The organism is Staphylococcus coagulans, assembly GCF_022557135.1.
GTDB classification, from domain to species: Bacteria; Bacillota; Bacilli; order Staphylococcales; family Staphylococcaceae; genus Staphylococcus; species Staphylococcus coagulans.
In genome coordinates this window covers 267,459-293,925 of record NZ_CP092966.1, presented here as the reverse complement: position 1 = coordinate 293,925, position 26,467 = coordinate 267,459, and the positions used below count along the sequence as shown (strand labels likewise).

At 36.6% G+C, this 26,467-nt stretch carries 23 protein-coding genes; 13 read left to right on the top strand and 10 right to left on the bottom strand.

The genetic code is table 11. From position 1 onward, the window contains the following. Positions 1-213: 213 nt before the first annotated feature. Entirely contained in the window at positions 214-1,713 is a 1,500-nt protein-coding gene (locus KM149_RS01285) for a catalase (protein ID WP_060829292.1), read from the bottom strand. 238 nt (positions 1,714-1,951) lie between these two features. Further along, positions 1,952-2,476 carry a YfiT family bacillithiol transferase gene (locus KM149_RS01280; protein WP_050345068.1) on the bottom strand — a complete coding sequence of 175 codons (525 nt, stop codon included), beginning with the start codon at positions 2,474-2,476 and terminating at the stop codon, positions 1,952-1,954. A 268-nt stretch (positions 2,477-2,744) separates the two neighbouring features. On the opposite strand from KM149_RS01280, the gene KM149_RS01275 reads away from it, so the two are divergent. The 6 genes from KM149_RS01275 to tcaB all read left to right on the top strand — a co-directional run bounded on the left by KM149_RS01275 (position 2,745) and on the right by tcaB (position 10,489). Beyond that, positions 2,745-3,179, top strand: coding sequence for an Hsp20/alpha crystallin family protein (locus tag KM149_RS01275; protein WP_060829290.1), 435 nt, complete (start codon positions 2,745-2,747; stop codon positions 3,177-3,179). 748 nt (positions 3,180-3,927) lie between these two features. Further along, positions 3,928-6,210, top strand: coding sequence for a nitric-oxide reductase large subunit (locus KM149_RS01270; RefSeq protein ID WP_214971426.1), 2,283 nt, complete (start codon positions 3,928-3,930; stop codon positions 6,208-6,210). 460 nt (positions 6,211-6,670) lie between these two features. After that, positions 6,671-6,973 carry an SPIN family peroxidase inhibitor gene (gene spn, locus KM149_RS01265; RefSeq protein WP_060829288.1) on the top strand — a complete coding sequence of 101 codons (303 nt, stop codon included), beginning with the start codon at positions 6,671-6,673 and terminating at the stop codon, positions 6,971-6,973. A 306-nt stretch (positions 6,974-7,279) separates the two neighbouring features. Then, positions 7,280-8,326, top strand: coding sequence for a 2,3-butanediol dehydrogenase (locus KM149_RS01260; protein ID WP_214971429.1), 1,047 nt, complete (start codon positions 7,280-7,282; stop codon positions 8,324-8,326). A 199-nt stretch (positions 8,327-8,525) separates the two neighbouring features. Beyond that, positions 8,526-9,089 (top strand): TetR/AcrR family transcriptional regulator, encoded by a 564-nt coding sequence (locus KM149_RS01255; RefSeq protein ID WP_182280746.1) that lies wholly within the window; start codon positions 8,526-8,528, stop codon positions 9,087-9,089. 191 nt (positions 9,090-9,280) lie between these two features. Continuing rightward, positions 9,281-10,489 carry a putative multidrug effflux MFS transporter TcaB gene (tcaB, locus tag KM149_RS01250; protein ID WP_214971431.1) on the top strand — a complete coding sequence of 403 codons (1,209 nt, stop codon included), beginning with the start codon at positions 9,281-9,283 and terminating at the stop codon, positions 10,487-10,489. 83 nt (positions 10,490-10,572) lie between these two features. Here tcaB and KM149_RS01245 read toward each other — a convergent pair whose 3' ends face one another. Continuing rightward, positions 10,573-11,214 carry an NAD(P)-dependent oxidoreductase gene (locus KM149_RS01245; protein ID WP_214971434.1) on the bottom strand — a complete coding sequence of 214 codons (642 nt, stop codon included), beginning with the start codon at positions 11,212-11,214 and terminating at the stop codon, positions 10,573-10,575. A 325-nt stretch (positions 11,215-11,539) separates the two neighbouring features. On the opposite strand from KM149_RS01245, the gene KM149_RS01240 reads away from it, so the two are divergent. The 3 genes from KM149_RS01240 to KM149_RS01230 all read left to right on the top strand — a co-directional run bounded on the left by KM149_RS01240 (position 11,540) and on the right by KM149_RS01230 (position 13,729). Beyond that, entirely contained in the window at positions 11,540-12,166 is a 627-nt protein-coding gene (locus tag KM149_RS01240; RefSeq protein ID WP_060829284.1) for an FMN-dependent NADH-azoreductase, read from the top strand. Positions 12,167-12,514: 348 nt separating this feature from the next. Next, complete coding sequence (locus tag KM149_RS01235) at positions 12,515-13,363, top strand: LPXTG cell wall anchor domain-containing protein (RefSeq protein WP_241415476.1); 849 nt, start codon at positions 12,515-12,517, stop codon at positions 13,361-13,363. Positions 13,364-13,549: 186 nt separating this feature from the next. Then, a complete protein-coding gene (locus tag KM149_RS01230) occupies positions 13,550-13,729 on the top strand; it encodes a hypothetical protein (RefSeq protein WP_165545780.1) in 180 nt (59 codons plus the stop codon). Positions 13,730-13,839: 110 nt separating this feature from the next. On the opposite strand, the gene KM149_RS01225 is transcribed toward KM149_RS01230, so the two are convergent. From KM149_RS01225 to KM149_RS01205, 5 genes are all read right to left on the bottom strand, one after another. Continuing rightward, entirely contained in the window at positions 13,840-14,541 is a 702-nt protein-coding gene (locus KM149_RS01225) for a 6-carboxyhexanoate--CoA ligase (RefSeq protein ID WP_165545781.1), read from the bottom strand. Between the two features lie 12 nt (positions 14,542-14,553). Beyond that, positions 14,554-15,675 carry an aminotransferase class I/II-fold pyridoxal phosphate-dependent enzyme gene (locus KM149_RS01220; protein WP_214971440.1) on the bottom strand — a complete coding sequence of 374 codons (1,122 nt, stop codon included), beginning with the start codon at positions 15,673-15,675 and terminating at the stop codon, positions 14,554-14,556. Beyond that, entirely contained in the window at positions 15,672-17,045 is a 1,374-nt protein-coding gene (gene bioA, locus KM149_RS01215; RefSeq protein ID WP_214971443.1) for an adenosylmethionine--8-amino-7-oxononanoate transaminase, read from the bottom strand. Before bioA ends, KM149_RS01220 begins: the two co-directional genes overlap by 4 nt. Continuing rightward, entirely contained in the window at positions 17,035-17,712 is a 678-nt protein-coding gene (gene bioD / locus KM149_RS01210; RefSeq protein ID WP_214971446.1) for a dethiobiotin synthase, read from the bottom strand. The genes bioA and bioD overlap by 11 nt, the downstream gene beginning before the upstream one ends. A gap of 292 nt (positions 17,713-18,004) precedes the next feature. Next, on the bottom strand, positions 18,005-19,609 hold the full coding sequence (locus tag KM149_RS01205) for an L-lactate permease (protein ID WP_050329776.1): 1,605 nt from the start codon (positions 19,607-19,609) through the stop codon (positions 18,005-18,007). A gap of 668 nt (positions 19,610-20,277) precedes the next feature. Here KM149_RS01205 and KM149_RS01200 point away from each other — a divergent pair. Continuing rightward, positions 20,278-21,318 (top strand): zinc-dependent alcohol dehydrogenase family protein, encoded by a 1,041-nt coding sequence (locus KM149_RS01200; protein WP_241415474.1) that lies wholly within the window; start codon positions 20,278-20,280, stop codon positions 21,316-21,318. Positions 21,319-21,461: 143 nt separating this feature from the next. Here the strand turns inward: KM149_RS01200 and KM149_RS01195 are convergent, their stop codons facing one another. Then, positions 21,462-22,187 carry a DUF3169 family protein gene (locus KM149_RS01195; RefSeq protein WP_214971454.1) on the bottom strand — a complete coding sequence of 242 codons (726 nt, stop codon included), beginning with the start codon at positions 22,185-22,187 and terminating at the stop codon, positions 21,462-21,464. Continuing rightward, on the bottom strand, positions 22,187-22,387 hold the full coding sequence (locus tag KM149_RS01190) for a helix-turn-helix transcriptional regulator (protein ID WP_060830490.1): 201 nt from the start codon (positions 22,385-22,387) through the stop codon (positions 22,187-22,189). Before KM149_RS01190 ends, KM149_RS01195 begins: the two co-directional genes overlap by 1 nt. A 394-nt stretch (positions 22,388-22,781) precedes the next feature. Here KM149_RS01190 and KM149_RS01185 point away from each other — a divergent pair, with 394 nt between their 5' ends. Genes KM149_RS01185 through KM149_RS01175 form a run of 3 tightly spaced genes read left to right on the top strand, consistent with a single transcriptional unit; the run spans position 22,782 to position 26,329 of the window. Beyond that, positions 22,782-23,897 carry an alanine dehydrogenase gene (locus KM149_RS01185; RefSeq protein ID WP_050329772.1) on the top strand — a complete coding sequence of 372 codons (1,116 nt, stop codon included), beginning with the start codon at positions 22,782-22,784 and terminating at the stop codon, positions 23,895-23,897. Between the two features lie 36 nt (positions 23,898-23,933). Beyond that, positions 23,934-24,974, top strand: coding sequence for a bifunctional threonine ammonia-lyase/L-serine ammonia-lyase TdcB (gene tdcB / locus KM149_RS01180; RefSeq protein ID WP_050329771.1), 1,041 nt, complete (start codon positions 23,934-23,936; stop codon positions 24,972-24,974). A 32-nt stretch (positions 24,975-25,006) separates the two neighbouring features. Next, entirely contained in the window at positions 25,007-26,329 is a 1,323-nt protein-coding gene (locus KM149_RS01175; RefSeq protein WP_060829276.1) for an APC family permease, read from the top strand. Positions 26,330-26,467 lie beyond the last annotated feature (138 nt).

Sequence of the window (26,467 nt, the reverse complement as noted above, 5' to 3'; positions counted from 1 at the left end):
AAGTGAAGTGGCATTAAAAGTCCCTCACTCAAACCTCTAAATCTACCAACGTGCCATCATCTTAAATGAAGTGCCCGCTGCCTCATCTTAAAATCATATGAAAATTACTTAACGGTCAAGAAGAATCGGCTTGCAAAAGCCTAGATACAAAGGCGTACGCAAACCGATCAACTCGTGACCAGGTTTACTTTCATCGTCCTTAATCGGACAGACTTAAGCTTCTATTTCAGCAATAATGCTTTCCAATTGATCTTCCATGCCAAGTGCTTTCGCTACACCTGTACCATAGTTAACATCTGCTTGGTAACAATGTTTAATGTGACGACGTTTCACTTCGTCTGTTGTGCCTTCCATTTCACTTGCTGTTGTTTTAAACATACGCTCTTGTTGCTCTGGTGATTGGAGACGGAACAATTTACCCGGTTGTTCGAAGTAATTGTCATCATCTTCTCTAAAGTCGTGCTCATAAGCCGTACCATTCAATTCTAATGGTGCACGTTTGTATTCAGGTTGGCTTTCATGCGCACCGTAGCTATTTGGATAGTAATGTGTTTTACCACCTTGGTTACCATCTAAGAAACGCATTGCACCATCACGGCTAAATGGACAAATGTTTTCTATGCCTACACCTTTAGGTTGGTTGACTGGAATTTGCCAGTGGTTCACACCTAAACGATAGCGTTGTGCATCGCCGTAAGAGAATAAACGCCCTTGTAACATTTTGTCAGGTGAAAAATCAATACCCGGTACAATGTTTGTTGGTGCAAAAGCAGCTTGTTCTACATCCATGAAATAGTTTTCAGGGTTGCGGTTTAATTCAAATTCACCGACTTCAATTAATGGATATTCCCCTTTGTACCACACTTTTGTGAGGTCAAATGGATTATCTTTATGATTTCTGGCTTGTTCTTCAGTCATCACTTGGATGTACATTTTCCATTTCGGGAAGTTGCCTTCTTCAATCGCATTGAACAAATCACGTTGTGAAGATTCACGGTCTTTAGCGATAATTTGTGCTGCTTCTTCATCTAATAAGTTTTCAATACCTTGTTGTGTTCTAAAGTGGAATTTCACCCAAACACGTTCATTTTGCGCATTAATCATGGCATAAGTATGTGAACCGAATCCATGCATATGTCTGAATCCTTTAGGAATACCACGGTCAGTCATTAAAATCGTTACTTGGTGTAATGCCTCAGGTAATGATGTCCAGAAATCCCAGTTATTTTGAGCACTTCTCATGTTTGTACGAGGATCACGTTTAACAGCATGGTTTAAACTTGCAAATAATTTAGGGTCACGGAAGAAGAAAACAGGTGTATTATTCCCCACTAAATCCCAGTTTCCTTCCTCAGTATAGAATTTCAAAGCAAAACCGCGAATATCGCGTTCAGCATCAGCTGCACCACGTTCCCCTGCTACTGTTGAAAAACGTGCAAACATTTCTGTCTGTTTCCCAACCTCTGAGAAAATTTTAGCACTTGTATATTGTGTGATGTCGTTCGTAACTGTAAATGTACCAAACGCTCCAGAACCTTTCGCATGCATACGTCGTTCTGGAATGACTTCGCGATCAAAGTGTGCCATTTGTTCTAAGAAGTACCAGTCTTGCATTAATAAAGGTCCCCTTGGTCCAGCAGTCATAGAATTCTCACGATCACCCACAGGATGACCGAATAAGCCCGTCAATTTCGATTCGTTGTTATTGCTCATGTTATTCACACCTCTAGTTTAGAATTATTTTAATCTAGTATAGCATTACTTTAAATTAATTACAAAGTAATTATACCCCAAAATAAAAACAATTTGTGACAATACCTTGATTTAAACACCTATTTTTAGCCTTTAACTAATTAATAAAATAGGCTAAATATTTTCAATTATTCCTCTTAATTTTGATAGGATACCATGCCATAAAATCGCTTTCTTTTTAATTAAAGAAGCTTCAATGTTATAAAAATTCCTCACTCTTGCCGAGAGCTAGTTGAATATGTGCTAAATGATGACGCTCGTGCCAAGATAACTTTGCGATTGTTTCTCCTACTGAAATTTCACCTGTACCTTCTAATAAGAAAGTACGAGACAAATCACTTTTTGATAACTGTCGACCAATCGCTGTAATACGTCTGTTAATCATTTCTAAAAGTTGTATAGAGATTTCTACAGGGAGTTGAGAATCTGGTAATTGAACCCACGCATCTTGTTTAAACTCTGCAATTTTTGGCTGTTCATCCGTCAATGCTAGTTTTAAACGCTGATACAGATTGATTTGTGAATCTGCGATATGATGGACAAGTTGTCTAACTGTAAAGCTGCCCTCACGATATGTTTGGTTATAGGCTATTTCGTTAAGGGGTATGACAACTTTCTTTAAATTTTGTACATAACTTTCAATCTCGTCTAACCATTGATGAATATGCTTCAATGTAATCGATTCAGGTATTTCTAACTGACCAATTGGATATCTTAAGTTCATAACGACCCCTCCATCCATTTGTAGTTACTTTCATCTTATCATTTCATCCTGAATTTAGCATGTAAATACCGGTTCAACCCAAGTCAATTAGTATCTCCATTGTTTTTATTTTGAAACTGAGAAATATAGAAATATTTTTAATCAAACTTTGACCTTGACTATCTTTGACCTTAGGTGTATACTGTAACTATAAAGTCAAAGGTGCTTAATATAGCTTCACTAAGTACCTTTCGCAAATCATTATTAATAATACAAGGAGAGATGGACTATGGCATTTGAAATGAAACCATTCAATAATTCTTTTTTCAATATGGAACCCAGTGACTTTTTTAAAGACTTTGGCCGTCATTTTTTCGACGACAATTTTGCTCAAGCTGCCATTACGACTGACATTAAAGAATTAGATGATGCCTACATCGTTGAAGCTGAACTTCCTGGTATGGACAAAGAAAATATTCGTGTGCAGTTTGAAAACAATATCTTAACAATTGCTGCACAAAATACGGTTGAAAATAACAATGAAGATGATGAAGGACGTATCATCCATAAAGAACGAAGCTATCGCAATGTTCAACGTCAATTTAGTTTTGATCATGTGGATGCTACTCAAATTAAAGCGGCTTATCAAAATGGCATGCTTAATGTAAAACTTCCTAAAGATATGCGTAATAATCAAACTGATAAAAATATCCCTATCGATTAGTAACTAAAAAATAAACAATGATGAAAACTACATGATTAAATTGAGCGTAAACCAAGAGAACTGACATGTAGTCTGGAACATCGGTAAATAACTGATTAAAATAAGGAGGCAAGACGTTGAAGTCTGCCTCCTTATTTGATTGGGTACCGTTTAGAATAACCTTGAAATAAATTATAAAAATCAGTACCTATAACTTTTAATCGTTCATCCAAAGAAATAGATATCGCATTCAATCACCAACAGTCGACCAAGCACCATAGCTTCAACCTCGTGATTATCAATCTAGACGAGACCGCTAGTCAAGCGCGGGTGAGTACGTATGAATATGATGATTTTTATCCCTTATCTATTCTGGCTAGTTAATATCTCATTTCTTATCTTAATAATTTAAAGATAAATTATTAACATTTATTGAAAAGACACTCCATTTGACGGACTTCTCAAATTTTTGATACTCGCTTTTCTATACATACCTTTCTCATATCACAGGGTTATCTTCTATATTTTCATTATGACAATATGATTTCCATAATGAACGACACTTCATCCTTTCTATAAACGAAATCATCAAACACTTTATACCCTAACCTTCCTTTTTTTACTATATTTTTATAGTATTTTCCCTAATATTTTAAAGTAAAAAATATTTATTTGTTACGAAATATTGAAACAAATAATGTATATATTTATTTTTATAAAAAAGAGATTATGATGGAGATAAACTAAGAAAAGAGGAGGTATTCTATACATGTCACTCCAAAGAAATATGTATAAACGTTTAAATAGAGTTTTATTGACGATACTCGCTTTAGTGTTTTCTATTTTGCTAATAGGAGGGTGGTTTATATTTCAAAATGAAGCACCTCGTCCCGCAAAAATTGTGGATACACACGGAAACACAATAGTGACAAAATCTGAGCTAATTAGCGGACAAGCCATTTATGAGAAATATGGTCTTACTGATTATGGGTCATATTTAGGTAATGGTTCATATCTTGGTCCTGATTATACAGCAGAAACACTACATCATTATATTAGAGGGATGCGGACTTATTATGCGCACACATTGTATCATAAACCATTGAACCGTTTGGATGAGGCGGAACGCGCTGCTGTCAAAGATAAAGTAACTAAAGAAATACGGGTAAATCGCTATGCTCCACAAAAGGATCAACTTGTACTTACAGATGCGCAAGTATACGGTTTGAATTATATCCAAAAGTATTATAAAAAAATATTTATCAACAATCCTAAACAAGCAGGCCTTACTGAAAATATGATTAAACAATTTAAGAATGATGACTATATGGTTTCTGGAAATAAAATCGAACATTTAAGTCAATTCTTCTTTTGGGGGGCTTGGCTCTCATCCACTGATAGACCAAGTCAAAATTTTTCATACACTAATAATTGGCCATATGATCCTGATGCGGGCAATATGTTACCGAGCTCAGGTGTGCTTTGGACAGCCATTTCAGTAACTTTATTAATTGGCGGACTCGCATTCATTATTTATATTCAAAGACGTTACGACTTCGATATGAAGGCCACCTATCAATCTGAAAAATATCTCCCTAAAATCGAAGTGGATTCTATCATCACACGAAGTCAACAAAAGGTAGGTAAATATCTTGTTATTGTGATGCTTTTATTCTTAATTCAAATCTTATTAGGCGAGCTTATGGCTCATTATTATGTAGAAAACAGCTTCTTTGGCATCCCTATACAACAGTTTTTACCATTTAATCTTGCTAAAACTTGGCACTTACAATTAGCAATTTTCTGGATTGCCACAGCTTGGTTGGCAGCAGGGATATATATTGTTCCTAAAGTTTTAGGTTCAGAACCTAAAAATCAAAGTTTACTCGTAGATATTTTATTCTACGCATTATTAGTAGTAGTTTTTGGTAGTATGCTAGGTGAATGGGGAAATATTTTAGGTGTGATTAATCAACATTGGTGGTTATTCGGTCATTTTGGATGGGAATATATCGAAATGGGGAAATTCTGGCAAATCTTATTCATCATCGGCATGGTGCTATGGATTATCATATTATATCGCGGTTTTATTCCAGCAATTCGTAATAAAATACAAACCAATTATGATAAGAAACATTTGCTTTCACTACTCTTTATCGGTGCGATTGCAATCCCATTATTTTATTTAGCTTCTCTTTTTATCATGCCTAACACGCATGTTACTTTTGCTGATTATTGGCGTTGGTGGATAGTGCACTTATGGGTTGAGGGGATATTCGAAGCTTTCGCAGTTGTACTGATAGGCTTTTTAATGGTCAATATGAAACTTACAACTATTCAATCAACCATTCGTGCTTTATATTTTCAACTCATTCTATTACTTGGTACAGGCGTGGTAGGTATGGGCCATCACTATTACTGGCAGGGTGATCATTCCATTTGGTTAGCGTTAGGTTCTTGTTTCTCTGCCTTAGAAGTGGTACCACTTTGTTTACTCATTTGGGAAGCATATACACATTATCGTTTATACAAAAAAAGTGATATGGCTTTTCCATATAAAGGTACATTCATTTTCTTAGCTTCTACAGGCTTATGGAATGCTATTGGTGCGGGGGCCCTAGGCTTTTTGATTAATACACCCGCAGTCAATTATTTTGAACATGGCACCCAATGGACAGCTGCACACGCACACGGCTCAATGGCAGGCGTCTATGGGATGTTTTCTATTGCTATTGCTTTATACGTTTTTAGAAACATCACTCAAAAAGCATTTTGGTCCCATAAAGTTGAGAAATGGATTAAAATTTCATGTTGGACATTAAATATTGGGTTAGCTGGAATGGTCTTATTTACCCTTCTTCCTATTGGCTATATCCAATTAAAAGATGCGCTTAATTATGGTTATTGGCATTCTAGACTCGCTACTTTTTATGAAAATCCACTTGTAGCTGGATTAATCTGGGGAAGAATGCCTTGGGATATCATATTTACTATCGGTGTTCTTATTTTAGTATCCATTTTTGTCAGAGGGTTCAAATACATTAAGCGTTAATTGTTCAATAGTGTGATTCATTTTTATATTTACTCATAAACGCATAGCTATTTGTGAAATATTCGTTTATTCATATCTTTTCAAAATATATAGCAGGGATGACGAAATCAATTCTTTTTTCGCTTTGTCTATTTCTTTATTTGTCGATGTATTTTGCATTAAGATTTAGACTTTTAATTTATTTTCATTCAAAAATAGTTTGGTAATTTCTTTTTTAAATTTAAATACTTACCCATGCTTTTCATATTAAATGAATGGCGTCAATATCATATTATTCGGACGATGATTTATATTTTAAAATTGACTTAATTGCTTTACATAACTTATTAATATAAAACAAAGCAAGTATTTTGCTCAATTATTAAATAGTTATTAACTATTATTAAATATACTTACTAACGCAATATTTACCAAAATAATATGTTATATTGGTGTCAGAAAAATAAAGGAGTTGCATAATATGAAGAAATTATTAGTTTCAACTTTAGCAGTTGGTATTTTATCAACAGGTGCTTTTGCATTAAGTCACGAAGCAGACGCGAAAGTAACAGCACAAAATGGTATCATCTTACATGACGACTCAAAACTTTTAGAACATGAACTTTCTTACGTTGATATCTTAATTGATGACAATGCAAGTGCTGATTCAAAACAACGCGTGAAAGCTTATTTTGATAAACAAGGTTTACACAGTGTGAGCGACATTATTAAAAAAGCAAAAGCTGACGGGCTCGACACATCTAAATACGATCATTTAATCTAACATTTCTATATATCTAACGCTCGAGGTTAACAATCATTGCTATGTTTGCTAGCCCGGAGACTGTCCAAAACGTTTCAAACGTGTTGGGCAGTCTTTTTATTTTCCATTTCTTTATTTCATATGCGACTCTTCATAAATCATCTCAAACACTCATTGCCATCAGCACAACTCAATTGAACTATCTTTTTAATTTCTAACAATTGATTATTTTTTATATAATTTTAACATTTCAATTTATAGCCATTGTTTTCATCCCAAAATAGGCATATAATAAAAGTGTAAATATTATAGAAGAAGGTGCTTAAGATGAAAGCAGCAGTTTGGTACGGACAAAAAGATGTACGTGTTGAGGAACGTGAACTTCGTCCATTGGGTAAAGACGAAGTAAGAGTTCAGGTCAATTGGGCAGGTATTTGTGGTACAGATCTCCATGAATATTTAGAGGGACCCATTTTTATTTCGACTGATCAACCCGATCCTTTTTTAGGACAAACTGCCCCAGTGACATTGGGACATGAATTTGCCGGCGTTATTTACGAATTAGGCTCAGATGTGAAAGACTTTGAACTTGGTGAACGCGTTGTCGTTAACCCTACTGTTTCAAAACACGAAAAAGAAGAAAACGTTGATTTATATGATGGCTACACTTTTGTTGGATTAGGGTCTGACGGTGGATTTGCAAGATATACAAATGTTCCTGCAGAAAACATTTATCGTTTACCTGACAATGTGTCAGATGAAGAGGGGGCACTTGTAGAACCAACAGCTGTCGCAGTACAAGCCGTTAAAGAAAGTGGTCTACTCTTTGGAGATACAGTTGCCATCATTGGTGCAGGACCTATTGGATTATTAAACATCATTGCAGCTAAAGCAGCAGGTGCAAGCCAAATCTTTGTCTTTGATTTATCCGAAGAACGTTTAGCCAAAGCGAAAGAATTAGGTGCAACGCACGCTGTTAATTCTGGTAAAGAAAATGTAGAAGCTTACGTTGCCAAACATACTGACAATGGTGTTGACGTGACATTTGAAGTTGCAGGTGTTGGACAAACCTTAAAAGATTCAATCAATATTACGCGTCCACGTGGAACAGTCGTTATCGTTTCTATTTTTGGTAGACCTGTAGAATGGCATCCGATGCAATTAACAAATTCCGGTGTTAAACTCACTTCTACTATTGCCTACACACCTACGACTTTCCAACAAACAATCGCTCTTATGGCTGCTGGAAATTTAAATGTTAAAGGTGTCGTGACTGACCATATTCAACTTGTCGACATCGTTGAAAAAGGTTTTGAACAATTAGTCAATGACAAATCACAGGCTAAAATTTTGGTCAATATTGCGCAATCATAAGCGATAGAAAAATAATAAATGAATGAAAAAGCTAGAAGCGTGTCTATCACGTTTTTAGCTTTTTCTTTATTTATAGATTTTTACATGGTAAAAAGTGCCCACATTCTTTTTTTGAAGCATAAAACTTGCAAACGGACACCCGTCTCACTTACAATTAATCTCGTCTAAGACAAACAATGATACGTAAGGAAGGATACCCATGGTCAAGCGGAGTGACGCCGTTAAAAATGCGCAACTGATTATGCATACTGCACAAACACTCTTCAATAACGAAGAAGTTGAAAAAGTCAGTATGAAAAAAATAGCAGAAACAGCTCAAATTGGTACTGGCACACTTTATCGTCATTTTTCCGATAAATCAGAGATTTGCCATGCATTACTTGAACATCATATTGAAGCGATGTTCGAAAAAATTGAGCAACAAAAGCAACATGTTACTGACCAACAAGAACTACTTCGCTTTATTTTTTTAACGTTAATTCAATTGATGGAAGATCACGTCGACTTACTCAAAGAAATAGAACGTAAAGACAAACAAAATCGTGTCATGATGCAAACACCTTTTTACTTAAAACTAAAAGCTGAAGTGGTGTCTTGTATTACGCAATTACAAATTGTAGCGGATCCTGATTTTCATGCCGACTTATTATTGAATTCATTTTCTGCAGATGTTTTTGAATATCAACATTACGTTAAAAAGATACCATCAGAACAATTTGTTGACCGCGTCTTGAAAATTTTTGTTCGTGGTGTTCAGTCTTAATCCATTAAACATTTTGAAGAATCATCATAAGTATCATAGAGAGGCAATTGTTTAATGCACCATATAAGTTCAATTCAGGGATTCTAAACAACAACATGAAAAAGTACTCAGCACGGAAGTCTCCCCTTGATTTCCGTGTTCTTTTTATCGTATAGGGCATCAAATCTTAAATAGAAAAAGGAGAAACAATGATGAAAGAAAAACGTATGTCACCTTTATTCATCTTAATTATGGCAGGACTGTCTGCATTTGGTCCGCTTTCAATTGATATGTATTTACCTGCATTACCTGAAGTTAAATCGATGTTGAATACGACTACAGCACATGTGCAATTAACACTGACATTTTTTATGGTGGGCCTTGCTGTAGGGAATGTTGTACTGGGGACACTTTCCGACAGTACTGGACGTAAAAAACCTTTGATGGTGAGCTTAATCATTTATATTTTATCTTCTATGGCGATTGCACTAACACCCAATATTACAGCGCTTATCATTTTCCGCTTTATTCAAGGCGTCTCTGGAGGCGCAGGGATTGTTTTAGCAAGAGCGATCGCGACTGATTTATATAAAGGAAAAGTACTAACACAATTTTTAGCTATGCTCATGCTTGTCAATGGAGCTGCACCCGTTTTAGCACCGATGTTTGGTGGCGCTATTCTAAGCTTTGGTAATTTTCGTACTCTTTTTTGGATACTCGCGACCTTGACCCTTTTCATGTTGATAGGGGCACACTTTAAAATTGATGAAACCTTACCACCTGAGTTACGTCGACAAGGTAATTTCAAAAGTGTCATCACTGACTTTAAAATACTGTTAACACGGCGTTCTTTCGTTGTTCCAATGTTAATCCAAGGTTTTACGTTTGCGATGTTTTTCGGTTATTTAGCAGCTTCTCCATTTATTATGCAAAATATCTATCATCTCACTGCACAGCAGTATAGCTACATTTTTGCACTAACAGGCATTGGGTTAATTGGAACCGCACAGTTAACAAGCCGTCTCGTTGAACATATCAATCAGCACACAATGTTTCGCATTTATTCAATGATTCAATTGATTGGAACTGGTATTGCGATTGTTGCACTTCTTAATCATCTCAGCCTATGGATTCTGTTACCGTCATTTTTACTTATTGTGGCACCAGTCGCAGGCATTGGTACTTTAGGTTTTGCGATTGCGATGGAAGGCCAACAAAAAGGGATTGGGAGTGCATCCAGTTTAGTCGGTCTCATGCAATATTTTATCGGTGCAATTGCCACACCGCTTGTCGGCTTACAAGGTGAACATAGCTTTATCCCTTATATCATCGTGATCACAATTACAATGGGCTTAATCGTAATATTTCAGCTATATCAGTTTTTTATAGTAGAAAGAAAATACACAACATCTCAATCATAAAAAAGAAGCGCTAAGACGATTTTCTATTCATAATCATCTTAGCGCTATTTATTTTAAGATTGAATTCCAACTTCACATTTATGCTAAATATGTTTTTCGCTTACTACAGTCATTTGTTGTCGATTGTGATCGCCACTTTCAACTTCATCTACAATTGCAAGCGCCATATCAGGGTAGCTTAAATAACTTTCACCATCTGAATTATATAACATGACGTCCCCACCGATACGATATCGACCTGTACGTGGCCCTTCTGGATCATAAAATGCTGATGGACTCACAAATGTCCAATTTAAATCCGAAGTTGCTTGTAAATCTTCTAAATTTTTAGCTTGTCCTATCGCAATTTCATATGCAAAATCTGGAACAGTGCCTGCTGAAAAGCCATTTTGCTTGCGTGAGGCATCTACATATAAACTTCCTGCGCCACCTAATACGACTAAACGCGTGTCTGTTCCGCTCAAAGCTTCAATCAATACACGTCCTGCATCAATATGGGGCTGAGTTTGTCCAATCGGTGTGCCAAAAGCATTCACCACAACATCAAAAACGGATAGATCCTCAGTCGTCAAATCAAAAATATCCTTCTCAACCACTTTGGTTTTGGATTCTTCTAACTTTGATGCATTCCTAACGATTGCCGTAACGTCTAACCCTCTTTTCAACGCTTCTTCTGTAATCAAGCGACCTGACTTTCCTGTTGCACCAATAATTCCAACCTTCATTTCGAAGACCCCCTTATTTCTTATTACACTTTGAATCGTGTCCATTATAGAGCCAGATTGTAAAAAAATGCAAACATTGTTGGTTCACATTTAAATCCCCTTTTGAATAAGCACATTTCACTGACGAATTGTAGGTATAGTATTCAAATTCAACGCCTAACAAAAGTTTATATTTAAATTAAAACACCATCATATCAGGCTTGAAACAGAACTTTTTGATGAACAGCCAAAAAAATATTACGAATTCGAGATTTTATTATTGATATATATTTTATACCTGTTATAATAAGACTATGAATTCGATAAAGAAAGGGAAGTATTAAATATGACTAAATTACTTTACATTACAGCACATCCATTAAATGAACTTGTATCATCATCTATGGCAGCAGGGAAAGCTTTCAAAGAAGCTTACGAACAAGCACACCCTGAAGATGAAGTGGTACACATTGACTTATTTAAAGAAGATATTCCTCAAATCGATGCAGATGTTTTCTCTGGTTGGGGTAAATTACAAAATGGCGAACAATTAACTGAAGACGAAAGTCGTAAAGTAAATCGCTTAAATGACATTGTAGAAACATTTATCAATGCAGATAAATATGTTTTTGTTTCTCCAATGTGGAACTTGTCTATTCCACCTGTACTTAAAGCATATTTAGACGCCGTTTCTGTTGCAGGTAAAACATTCAAATACACTTCAGAAGGTCCAGTTGGTTTATTAACTGACAAAAAAGCATTACACATTCAAGCACGTGGTGGCTACTATTCTGAAGGTCCTGGTGCAGAATTAGAACTTGGTGATCGCTATGTAAGAACAATGATGGGATTCTATGGCGTACCTTCTTATGAAACAGTGATCATCGAAGGTCATAACGCTGAACCAGAACGTAGTGAAGAAATCAAAAACGCTGCAATTCAAAAAGCAGAAGAAGTTGCTCAAACATTCTAATTTAGTATGAAATGACCTGATTTACCTCACCCTTTTAGCTCGAAATCTTTCGGCTAAAAGGGATTTTTTATGATGATTTAAAACATAAAATTTTTAATAATTGATTCAGCATCTCTTTTTGAAAATAACATATTTCTTAACTTTTCATTAAACACCACTCAAATAAATGAATTCTTATATATACTTGTGTTATATTGCAAACAAGAGGATAGAATGTTATTAATTTAGTTATTTTAAAAACTCTCATAGTTATACCATTCTTTTTATACTTAAACCTATACCACTTCAATATTTAATAGCATCACTATTCCCATAACATTATAAGTTAATATAAAGGAGTTATGTAAAATGAAAATGAAATATTTACTCGGTTCAACAGCTTTATTATCAACGTTAGTGCTTGCAGGGCAACCTAGTTCAGCAGAAGCATCAACAACAGATGCTTCATCACAAAACAATCAAGCGGCACATGTCATCGATCCAGGTTTTGTTCAACCGACAAATGATGAGTTAAAAGAAGGCTATTTAGCTGAAAACGATCACGGCTTTGTTCAACCTACAAATGATGAACTCTATCAAGACTACACACCTGAAAATGATTTCGGTTTCGTTCAACCGACGAATGATGAGTTAAAAGAAGGCTATTTAGCTGAAAACGATCACGGCTTTGTTCAACCTACAAATGACGAACTCTATCAAGACTATACACCTGAAAATGATCATGGGTTTGTACAACCTACAAATGATGAGTTGAAAAAAGGCTACTTAGCTGAAAATGACCACGGCTTCGTTCAACCGACTCAATACAGTGCTAACAAAGATTACACACCTGAAAATGATCACGGTTTCGTTCAACCGACGAATGATGAATTGAAAAAAGGCTACTTAGCTGAAAATGACCACGGCTTCGTTCAACCGACGAATGATGAATTGAAAAAAGGTTATTTAGCTGAAAATGACCACGGCTTTGTTCAACCAACTAAAGACGAAATGAAGAAAGACTACTCTCCAGCAAACGACCGTGGATTCGTTCAACCGACTAAAGCAGACATGGCTATGGGTATGAACAAATCTCAAGGACAAAAAGTATTACCAGCAACAGGTGAAACGACTTCTGCTACACCTGCAATCATTGGCGGTGTTTTATTCGCTTTAGGTAGCGGTTTACTTCTTCTTAAACGTCGTGCGACTAAATAAGAATAAAGTATAATAAAATAAGCTAAAAAGATGCGCTATAAGTATGAACCTTTCTACTTACGCGCATCTTTTATTTTCATCCTATATTTTTTAAAATATACTTAAAGTAACTTTATTTTTGCCTTATGATATCATCCAAATCATTCAGGTACAATGGGAAATAATTATCTAATGAAGGAGATTAAAATGAAAAAACTCGCTTTCCTATTTATTATTTCTTATATGATTTTTGTTTATACCGTGCTCTTTGTTCTTTTACCAGCACTCCATATTACTGCTCATTGGCAAACACAAGGTGTCACAGTATTACTCTTTCTTTTAGGCCTATTTTTAGGTATGAGAGTAAGACGTCGATTTTTAGAATAATAAGGTGTATCAGTATCAATAGTGACACAGTGATATAGATTGTATGATTCAATTTGAAACTGAAAAGTGCCTTTAAGAAAATCAAGAACAACGGCTATCTATTCCGCTTCCTATTTTTCCTTTGAGCAATCCATTGTCGTAATTTGTTTTGGCTGCTGTTCTAAAAAAGTGACATAGTGTTCAAGGTGAATATGGTCATCCACAAAAATAATACGTCCACCTTGACGCGTCCCTGCTGCCTTGATTTGATGAATACGATGATAGCCTGTTCCACGTGTTGCAAAATATCCCGTTGTATAGTTCAAATCATCGGACACGCAGAGCTCCCCTTTTACAAAGGGCGAAGCAGTCGTACAACTGGCAATAGCCAGTGCATCTTTGACGCGAGCTGTGTAGGTTTGAGATGTTTGGTCATCAAAGCAAAATTGTGTGACACGTATACCTCTGTCACCACTTCTATCTAATCGTTCACCCGTTTTTGCACTTAAAATCAAAGCCCCCGAATATTGAATCGAATTAAAAATATATGCCATCCCTTTGTTTAACGCCTCTTGTGTAATATCATTTTCATTGCATAATTGCGCAACCTTATCGTCCGGACGATCGATGATTGGTAGTGCCGGTAAACGCAGTAACGGTTGAGTCACTTTTTCAATTTTTAAATTCAAAAAATCTGCTTCTCCATTTTCATGATGAAACCCCTTTTCAAAAAATGCTTGAATCACATCAACAATCTGCTCTTTTTCACAAATCGTTTCTGCACCGCTTGTATGTTGCTCATTTTGATTCGCTCTCATTTTTACACTGTACATGCTCGGCCTCCTTCACTGAATTTCTTCCATGACTTCAAAAAGTCGCTCAATGTCATGTTTATGATGCAACCAAGAAAGTGAAATGCGTAAAATTGGCTGTTGGACTGTTGGATATCGAAAGAGGCTTAATAATATGCCCTGTGTGCTCAATTGTTCTTGTGCCTTTACAGCCTTTGTATTATCAGTAAATGTAATTTGTTTAATTGGAGACAAAGCCATCTCTGGATAGCACTTTTGCGTATATTCAGCATATAATTCATTAAAACTTTGACTTAACTGTTGTAGCTTTTGACTTCGCTCTGTATCTTTCAACATCAAGCTTAGATTGTTTTGAATGCGATATAAATTAAAGAGTGGCAGTGCACTTGAATAGATGAGTGCCCGTGCGGTGTTAATCAATACTGTTTTAAACAATGCGGAACATAATATCGCGCCTCCATGTGCACCTACTGCTTTCGATAAGCTGGTCGTTAAAATATCAATATCTTCATAATATGGATGTAACCTTAATCCAAATGCATGGGCGTCATCTACAAAAAGCCATGTATTCGGATAGTGCTTTTTTAGTTGAACAAGCTGTTGTAAATCCGCAAGTCCACCGTTCGTTGAAAACACACTGTCTGTCACAATGATTTTAGTCTTTGATTTTGGATATTGTGCCAACAAATTTTCCAAATGTTGCACATCTCGATGTCGATAGATTTCTTTGTCAATACGACTTAAGCGAATACCATCAATCAAACTCGCATGATTCTCTGCATCAGAAAAGACAACAACAGATTCATCTTGAAAAGCTTGAAATACAGCTAAATTGGCATCATAACCACTATTCGTTATGAGCGCTGCTTCAAAACCAAAATGTTGGCACATTGTCGTTTCGATTGCTTCATATATTTCAGCGTTGCCACTTACCCACCTTGAACTCGCCAAATTTTCAAAGACAGCTAAATGTTCTTCATCTGTGACATTTAGAAAAAACGGCGCTTGACCTAAGCCTAAATAATCATTCGAAGTAAAATTAAGTAACTTTTGTCCATCCATTGTCAGCCATTTTCCTTCTAACCGTTCAACGGGTTTGAGTTCTCTAAAATGACCTTGGGCCTTAATTTTGGCTAGCTTATGTTCTAAGTTCATCGAGAGGCGCCTCCCACCGATTCAACACGGTACTGATTTAAAAGCACTTTTTTAAAAATACGCACCATTTTTTTAATTTCCTTGTTCGACATACTCAAAACGGGCACAAATGTAATGACATTTTCTAAATTTCGAATCATAAGCCCTTCTTGTTTACACTGATTAATAATGGCTTCCACACTTTCTATTGCTAACGGCGTCTTTTGTTCTTTATTTGCGACGAGCTCTACACCATACATCAAACCTCTACCTCGAATATCCCCTACATAAGGATGAGTGGATAGCGTATGTAATTGTTGTGCAAGCGTTTGTGATGTTTTTTGAATTTGCGATATAAGATGACGTTTTTTAAATAATTTAATATTTTCTAATGCTACGGCACATACGACTTGGTTTCCTGTATACGTATGACCGTGAAAAAATGTCTTTTCGGCATGCGTATGACTTAAAAAGGCATCATATATTTCTTGTGACGTTAACGTTGCAGCAAGCGGAACATAGCCTCCTGTGATGGCTTTGCCTAAGCACATCAAATCAGGTTGCACATCTTCATGCTCACATGCAAACATCTTACCAGTACGACCAAAACCAACTGCCACTTCGTCAACAATCAGTAACACGTTATACTTTCTACATAATTGTTCCACAGCTTTCAAAAAGCCTTTAGGATGTACAAACAAACCTGTTGCGCCTTGAATTAATGGCTCAATAACAAACCCTACAATTTCATCACCGCGCGTTTGTAATAGCTTTTCAATTTGGTCGAGTATGTGCGCTATCATTTCTTCTTCTGATTCAGCATCACTGTGATAATAAGAAGGGCATGGCACTTGGATATTTTCAAAGATTAAGTCATTAAAAATGCGATGAAATGTATCGATTCCACCGACACTCACCGACCCAATTGTATCGCCATGATAAGCTTGATGTAGGGTCAAAAATTTATTTTTCTTCGCATACTTTTCAGGGTCTTTATTTTTCCAATATTGATATGCAATTTTAATGGCGATTTCAATAGCTGCACTCCCTGTGTCTGAATAGAACACTTTTTTCAACCGTTCAGGTGTGATTTGAACTAACTTTTCCGCAAGCTTGATGGAAGGAATATTTGATGAACCTAAAAGGGTTGAATGCGCAATGGACTTTAACTGCTTTTGAATTGCGCGATTTAACTGCTGATCTTGATGGCCATGTACATTAACCCATAGAGAGGCATAGCCATCTAAATAACGCCGTCCTTTCGTATCATATAAATAACTCCCTTTGCCACTTTCGATAATTATTGGTTCTTTTTCAGCATACACCCCCATTTGCGTAAAAGGGTGCCATACGTACTCTAAATCTTTTTGAACTAGTGCCTTATGTTTCATCATTAACCGCTCCTTTAATTTTTGATAAGAAAGATTCTGAGAAGTCTAATGCCGTCCCATTTTCTGGGAACACTTCGAGAGATTGACCTGTTAATTTTTCTATCGTTTCAAAATTATCTAGTTCTAATGGACGATATTGATAGCGATTGAGCATGAATAGCGTCGGTGGTAATGCCATCGACTGGATAAAATGATGATGAACGACAGCATCACTAATAGCACCTAATTGCGCAGGTAAAATCGTCAGAACTAAATCTGCTGTTTCACGAATCAAGTCTGTCGTCATATAAAATTCTGTTTCTCCTTCATATATCGGAACAGCAATGCCACCTGCACCTTCAATAATGACAATATCAAACTGTGCGTCTAACGTTTGGATACGATCAATAACGGATTGAAGATCAAAATGCTGTTGCGGCTCACGTTTAAAAGCTAAATGTGGAGAAACCGGATCTTTAAATGTATAAAGTGACGTTCTTTCATAACTCAAACCACAGTCCCTTTTGTAACTTTCTAAGTCGGGGTAAGTGCCATCAGCTAGCACCTCTGTCTGAAAAGGCTTGAAGATTGTCGTACGCCACCCCTGTTGTTGTAAAAAATGAAATAAATGCTTTGTCACATATGTTTTTCCAATATCTGTGGCCGTTCCAGTCACAAAAAGTTTCAAATTCATTCACCTCTTTAAAAAAATCTTTACAAACCATATCTTAATCATTCCACTTTTAATTGTAAACTTATTATATATTCAAGTTTACAATTAAGCGCTAATCATTTTTGAAAGATAAAAAAAAAGACGAGACAGAAATCGATTTGATTTCATCGTCCCGCCTAAGTGATGTGCAAACTGAACAGCATCTGCACAGCCACTTGAAAAAGGCTATTCTATTGTTTTACGTCATGACGTCTATGTAGACGACTCTATTTGAGCTACTGTGACTTTCATATATTCCACTCATAATTTAAAAGAAAAATGTAACGAAAATGTAAGCACTCAATCCAACGAGTGCACAATAAAGGAGTGCAGGTCCTAAAGTTTTACGAATGACGCCACCTTCTTTACCTGCCATGTTGACAACCGCACATACGGCCACAACGTTATGAACACAGATCATATTCCCTGCTGCACCACCAATGACTTGCGCGGCTAAAACGGTATAGAGATCTGCACCAATCGTATGCGCAATATTTGCTTGAACTGGCGCAAAGGTAAGTGTCGAAACTGTTGCACTTCCTGTGATGAATGAACCCAGTGCGCCTAAAAACGGAGCAACAAAGAGCCACATATCACCAAATGTATGCGCCATACCATTTGCTATGTATTCCGGCATACTAATCAATTCTTTCGTATTTAAGCCTGAGTTACTAAAGACGTGGACCATCGCCAAAGTTGCGACAAGTGTAACACCTGTTGTACGAATCGTTTTGGCAGAATCTTTACACGCCTTCCCTAAGTTTTTAAATGATTTACGTTGAATAATCACCGCAAAGATTGCAGCTATAAATAAAATGGTCCCTGGTGAATACAATAATTGCCAACTAGACGAGATCGTATCATAACCTAAAATATGGTTCCATGATAAATCGAGCGTCTTCGTTGTAAAAGCTTTAATTGGTTCTACGATACGTGTTAAGAGTAATAAAGCGACCACAATTAAGTACGGTGACCATGCTGAAAACAAATTCATTTCATGTGGTTTAGATAAATCCGCTTCGATATGATCCTCCACTAATGCGTCTTTCCATTCATTTTTAGGTACGAACCAACCTTTTTTAGTCAAAAGTACTGCGACAACTAAAGCAGTTAATGAACCTAAAATCGATACAAATTCTGGACCGATTAAAGTTGCATATCCCCATGCAGAAACAGCATAAGCCACCCCTACAATTAACGTCCAAGGTACCATTTCTAAAATCGCCTTTAACTTATGAGATTGACCAAAAAAGATAACCATTGTTGCTACAATCATCAATGGAATAAAGACACCACTTAATAAATCGATAAGTGTAATGTGAATCGCAGTTTGTGAAAACAATGTATCATCCGCATTTTTAAGTGTACTTAAACCGACTAATATTGGCGTCCCTACAGCACCAAATGAAACGGAAATACTATCCGCAATCAATGCCGTTGTGACACTGACAATAGGTCTAAAGCCTAAAGCCACCATTAACGGTGCCGTCACCATTGCAGGTGTCCCAAATCCTGATGCTCCTTCAATGAGTGAACCAAATAAAAAAGCAACGATAATCACTTGAATGCGCATATCACTTGAGATACTTTGAAAACTCGCATTAATACGTGCGACAGCGTTTGTTTCTCTTAATGTATTTAATAAAGTTAATGCACCGAATAAAATTAATATAATCGTTAATGTTTTATGTGTCCCTTGTAATAGCGAAGCACCAATGACACCTGCATCGATTCCCCACACAAAGAACCCTAATACAGTGACAACTATGGCACTAATCGTCATCCCCACAAGTGCAGACATACGTAATAATACCAAACATATAAATGGCGCAATGACAGCACTTAACGCCACAATCATTAATAAGGTATTCATTTTTGGATCCCCCTCATATCTCTTTCTCCTTAAATAGACATCTAATGACTAGATGACTATATCGATAGAATTGTAAGCGTTTTTATACTATATTGCAAACAAATTTTTAAGCTTAAATAAAAGCATTGTTCACTCATTTTACTTTTTTACTATTTTAAATAAACTTTTAATTCATTTTTTCACAAATACATCTTTTAAAAACCACTTGTTAGCAATCCGTATTGACGCTTCTTTTTGGAATATTACATTCATTCCTAATATTTTTAACTGTGTCCAACCTTATTTCTCTGCACTATATTTAGGATATCGCATTGGACCGCCCGTTTTTATCTGACGTTTTATCTCATCTCACTGTGATAACTGGCGGCTCTTTTCACTCATCCATGATCAGCGGATTACTTTTCTACACTAATATTTAGCGAGTCGAAAAAATTTTAAAAATTAGACAAATTTTTAATCTTATGTGGGGTAATCTGTTTTCAATTCGACAAATCATCATCGAAATCGAGCATCCATATTGTAGAGCGGGAAACCCCCATAAATAGAGCTTGATTGATTTTATAATTAAAATATGCATTAATTTATATTTAACCTGATACAATTAAAAGTTGAAAATTTTCTGAAAATATGACAGAATGAAGGCAAATCTATGAAGAGGTGATTCCATAATGAAAGCACTTGTATATCGTGGACCCGGCCAAAAGGAATGGATTGAAGTCGAAAAGCCTACATTGCAGAAGCCAACGGATGTGATTGTTAAGATTTTAAAAACAACGATTTGTGGAACAGATTTACACATTTTAAAAGGCGACGTCCCAGCGGTGACTGATGGTCGTATTTTAGGTCATGAAGGTGTCGGTGTTGTGGAAGAAGTGGGAGACTCTGTGACACAATTCAAAAAAGGGGATAAAGTCATTATTTCGGCAGTAACAGCATGCGGTTCTTGTTACTATTGCAAAAAGCAACTTTATGCACACTGTGAAGATGGCGGTTGGATTTTAGGCCACCTGATTGACGGCACACAAGCGGAATATGTTCGTATTCCACATGCTGACAATAGTTTGCATCGCGTACCAGATGGTGTAAGTGAGGAAGCTTTAGTCATGTTAAGCGATATTTTGCCAACAAGTTTTGAAATTGGCACTTTAAGCGCTAAAGTTAACCCAGGCGACACGGTTGCTATTGTCGGCGCAGGTCCGATTGGTTTATCAGCCGTGCTTACGGCTCAATTTTATTCTCCAGCAGAAATTATTATGATCGATTTAGATGACAATCGTCTGCAAGCTGCCAAAGATTTAGGTGCAACACAATTGATCAACAGCAAAACAGAAAATGTGATGGAAAAAATCAAAGCGGTAACTGAAGGCCGCGGCGTCGATGTCGCAATGGAAGCAGTAGGAATTCCAGCCACATTTGAGCTTTGCCAAGAGATTATTAGTCCAGGCGGTCGCATCGCTAACATTGGCGTACATGGTACAAAAGTCGACCTCCACCTAGAAGAGTTGTGGATTAAAAATATTTCTATTACTACAGGTCTTGTCAGTGCCTATTCAACACCTTTATTATTAAAAACTGTGGAGTCAGGTAAAGTCCAACCTGAAAAGCTCATTACACATCGCTTCAAACTTGATGAAATGTTAAAAGCTTATGATGTATTCAGCAATGCTGCCAAAGAAGGCACGTTAAAGGTTATCCTCTCGAGTCATTAAGCTATTACATCACAGATTGACTTTTATTGAATTGATTAATAATCAGGATTTTTAGGGCTAGGGTGCCAACGCGTCCTAGCCCTATTTATCATACTATTTTAGAGTGACTTCAGTGTTCGGTCAGTCCCCCGGCACACTTTCTGCTATTCACGATAAAAGCGACTCACCTTCCATAAATAACCAAAAGCATTGTATCCGAAAAGGATGATCAAAGCAATGATGCCTGGTGCTTGATTATAATTTCCAACAATTGAAATCCACACTAACACTAAGATACCGAGAAGCAGTAAAGAGATATTAAAGTGATACACTTTAAACATCGATACAATCGCAATGTGACGCTCACCTTCATCCATTATCTGCATACTTTTTTCAACATAATTTGCTTCCCCTAACTTCGGCATTCTAGCGTCAAAACGATGTTGAAACACCCCGACCATCACCGCTGACACCGATACAAGTAAAAACGGAATCATGCCTATTATAAGTAAACCCTCACTATCAGCACCTCCAATTACTAAAAGTAATAAACTGATAAAACTTAATACATATTGTCCATAAACAATGACTGATGCAGTGAGAAACTTAATGTTTGCTTTTCTTTCTATCTGGTCGGTTTGGTCCCCGCCCATATGACTAGAAAATTGGTTTTTATAGCGTATCGCTTCATGTTGTACTTTGGCCTGAATAAGTGTCAATAGCAAAATAAGTGCTGAAAAAATGAGGGTCATCCATATGATAAAGGAAGTCGTTGCGAATTGATCGGCATTCATCCACCCTTTTAAATCAATCCAGTCACTTGATACTCCAATTATCCCACCTATAACGGCTCCTAAAAGGATTAATAATATATATCGTTTCACTTTCATCATTCTTCCTCCTCGATAATAAATACATCTTCGACACGTTCTTTAATTACACGGGAGATTTTAACTGCTGTCAAAATCGAGGGTGTAAATTCGTTCCGCTCTATTAAAAAAACTGTTTGTCTTGGGATACCTGCCCGTTTCACTAATTGTGTTTGGTTATAGCCCTTTCTTGCTCTTAATGCTTTTAATCTATTGCTCATCGTCACATGCTTCTTTTTAATATACATTATCATTGTCAAAATGACAAATATAATAGTCATAAGACTTTTTAATATCCTACAATATCTTTTAAAAAGACAGTTATATAGAAATATTATTCTTTTAAATATTTTGTCGTGAAACATTTTGTAAGCAATCTTATCAAGGGTTAAATAAAATATTTGAACATTCAGATGATTCCGATTATATTTTTATTTTAAATTTATCGTATTATTGTTTGACATTGTACAACTTTTCGTTTACTATTTATGTGAATTAATTCACATTCTCTATAGCTATAGACACTTTATAACGTTATTTTTAATATTAAAAATGATATCTATTTATCATTTCAATCAAAATTAAGTTTCAATTTCCTCACTAGGAGTGGTTTGCATGAAAATTGGTATTGTCAAAGAATTAAAAGCTGGCGAAGGTCGTGTCGGCTGTACACCTGAAAATGCTCAAATTCTTAAAGATCAGGGACATGAAGTCTATGTTGAGCATGATGCAGGCGCAGGTTCTGGTTTTACAAACGAAGCTTATGAAGCTGCAGGTGCAATACTTGCTTCACATGAAAAATGTTGGGAAGCTGATTTAATTATTAAAGTTAAAGAACCTCATGAAAAAGAATTTCAATATTTCAAAAAAGGACAAGTGATTTGGGGCTTTCAACACCTTGCATCATCTAAAAAAACAGTTGAAAAGATGCAAGAAGCAGGAGTTACTGCGATTGGTGGAGAAACCATTGAACAAGATGGAAAAGCCATTTTATTAGAGCCTATGAGTGCCATTGCAGGTCGTCGTTCGATGTTAATGGGTGCTTATTATTTAGAAGCACAACACCAAGGTGAAGGTATTTTAATTTCTGGAATTGATGCCATTTCAGGCATTCCTGCTGGTAAAGTGGTTATCTTTGGCGGAGGCTCTGCGGGATTAAATGCAGCGACAATTGCTTTAGGTCTGCAAGCTGAAGTCGTCATTATTGAATTAAAAGATGAACGTATTGCTTGGCTTGAATCACACTTCAAAAACGATAACGTCACTGTCGTGAAATCTAATGAAGCCAACTTAGCCCGTGAAATCCAAACAGCTGATGTCTTTATTTCAACAATTTTAATCCCAGGCTCAAAACCACCTAAACTTGTCACTAGAGACATGGTACGTCGTATGAAAAAAGGCTCTGTTCTTGTTGATATTGCCATTGATCAAGGTGGTACCGTTGAAGGCATTCGTCCAACAACAATTGGTGATCCAATATATGTTGAGGATGGTGTTATTCACTATGCTGTACCTAACCAACCTGGCGCTGTTCCTCGTACCTCAACAATGGTGTTAGCAGCTGGTAACATTGATTTCTTATCTGAAATTAGCAACAAAGGCATCGAACAAGCAATTAAAGAAAATCCTGTTTTAGCATCCGGCGTCAATATTTATCAAGGCCACATTACAAATCAAGGCTTAGCCGAATCACATGATATGCCGTATGAAAAATTAGAAGATCTAATCTAGCGTGTCCATTATAAATTTGAAAAGAGGTTGATGATTATGGCAACAAATGCTGTCATGATACAAACTGAAAAATACTGTAATATTCAAGACGTTAAAGAAGCAAAAATGAAGATTCAAGATTACGTTCGCGAAACACCCCTCATTAAATCAATGTTTTTAAGTAACAATATTACAGGTGGTAACGTTTTTTTAAAACTTGAGAATATGCAATACACCGGTTCATTCAAATTTAGAGGTGCCCTTAATAAAATCTTGCATTTATCAGATGAACAAAAAGCAAAAGGTATTATTACGGCTTCTGCCGGCAACCATGCACAAGGTCTTGCGCTCACTGGGCAACTCCTCGGTATTGATGCAACTGTTGTGATGCCCGAAGAAGCACCTATTTCAAAACAAGAGGCCACCCGAGGCTACGGCGCTGAAGTCATTCTCAAAGGCGAAACTTTTAATGATTCCCGGCTTTATATGGAACAGTTGGCACAAGAAACAGGTAAAACGATTGTGCATCCTTATGATGATTGTGAAGTTATGGCTGGCCAAGGAACAATCGGTCTAGAAATATTAGATCAAATTTGGGATGTCGATACTGTCATTGTACCGGTTGGTGGCGGTGGTTTGATTTCTGGACTAGCAACCGCTTTAAAATCATTCAATCCATCCATTCATATCATTGGTGTACAATCTGAAAATGTGCACGGTATGGCAACATCGATTAAGGCAGGAGAGATTACTTCACAATTCACAGCACACACGATTGCAGATGGTACAGAAGTTGCAATCCCTGGTGACAAAACTTATGCTGTAGTTGAAAAATTAGTAGATGAATTCGTTTTAGTTTCAGAAGATGAAATTGCAAACGCAATGCGTCATTTAATGCAACGGACAAAAATCATTACTGAAGGTGCAGGTGCATTACCAACAGCCGCCTTATTAAGTGGTAAAATCGATCCACGTTGGATTAAAGGTAAAAATATTGTCGCTTTAGTCTCTGGAGGTAACGTTGACCTCACTCGCGTTTCACATATTATCGATGACTTATTAAAACCTGCAGACACAAGTAAAGGTGTCGTAGGTTAGTCCATCCTAACAAGAGAATTGGAGGCAACAGCATGAGTACAGATACAGCTTTAAAGAAAAACATCGGCTTTTTCGCATCTCTTTCACTTGTGATGGGCTCAGTCATTGGCGCGGGTGTATTTTTTAAAGTATCAAGTGTAAGTGAAGTCACTGGCTCTACGAGTATGGCCCTGTTTGTATGGTTGCTAGGTGGTATTATGACGATATGCGCAGGTTTGACCGGCGCTGAACTCGCAGCAGCGATTCCTGAAACAGGTGGCCTCACGAAATATATTGAATACACATATGGAGACTTTTGGGGATTTTTGTCTGGATGGGCGCAAGCATTTATTTACTTTCCAGCAAATATCGCCGCACTTGCGATTATATTTGCAACTCAAATTATTAATTTATTGCATTTAACGACATCTTTGTTATTACCGATTGCTATCATCAGTGCAGTATCCATACTACTCATTAATTTTCTTGGCTCTAAGGCAGGCGGGACTTTACAATCTATCACACTCGTCATCAAGTTAATCCCAATTGCGCTGATTGTCATCATTGGTTTCTTTCATAGTAGTGATGTATCATTTTCGCTCTTTCCCGTTGTAAATGGTACTGACTCTAACTGGTTTGAAGCGATTGGTGCAGGCCTACTTGCAACCATGTTTGCATATGATGGTTGGATCCACGTCGGTAATATTGCCGGGGAAATGAAAAACCCTAAAAAAGATTTACCAGGTGCGATTGCACTCGGTATCGGTCTTGTTATGATTGTTTATTTACTCATTAACGCAACATTTTTAATGACTCTCCCACTTCACCAAATTGAAGGCAATTTGAATGCCGCAAGCGAAGCGTCTTCTATATTATTTGGTGCAGGTGGCGGAAAATTAGTCACAATCGGTATTTTGATTTCTGTATATGGCACGATGAATGGCTATACGATGACAGGGATGCGTATTCCATATGCCATGGCAGAACACGATCAACTTCCGTTTAAGCGTTTATTTTTAGACTTATTACCATCACGCACACCATGGCTAGGTGGTATCATCCAAATCATCATTGCATCGATTATGATGCTCTTGGGTGCTTTTGACACAATTACAAATATGCTCATATTTGTCATATGGACATTTTATTGTATGGCTTTCTTAGCAGTATTTATACTTAGAAAACGAGAGCCTCAATTACATCGTCCATATAAAGTGCCATTGTACCCCGTTATACCAGCGATTGCACTTTTAGCAGGTACTTTTGTCTTGCTTAATACCCTATTCACACAGCCCCTTCTTGCAATCGTAGGTATCGGGGTCACAATGATAGGCATTCCGATTTATTACTATCAGAAAAAGACACAACATTCTTAAATGAACCTCTTAACTCATTAAATTAAACATAGCACCGTCTATAATATAAAAAAATAAAATCACACCCATACTAAGCAGAAAAAACTTACCCCCGCTTAGATGGGTGTGTTTCTTTTTGTTTCACTTTTCAAAAGATTG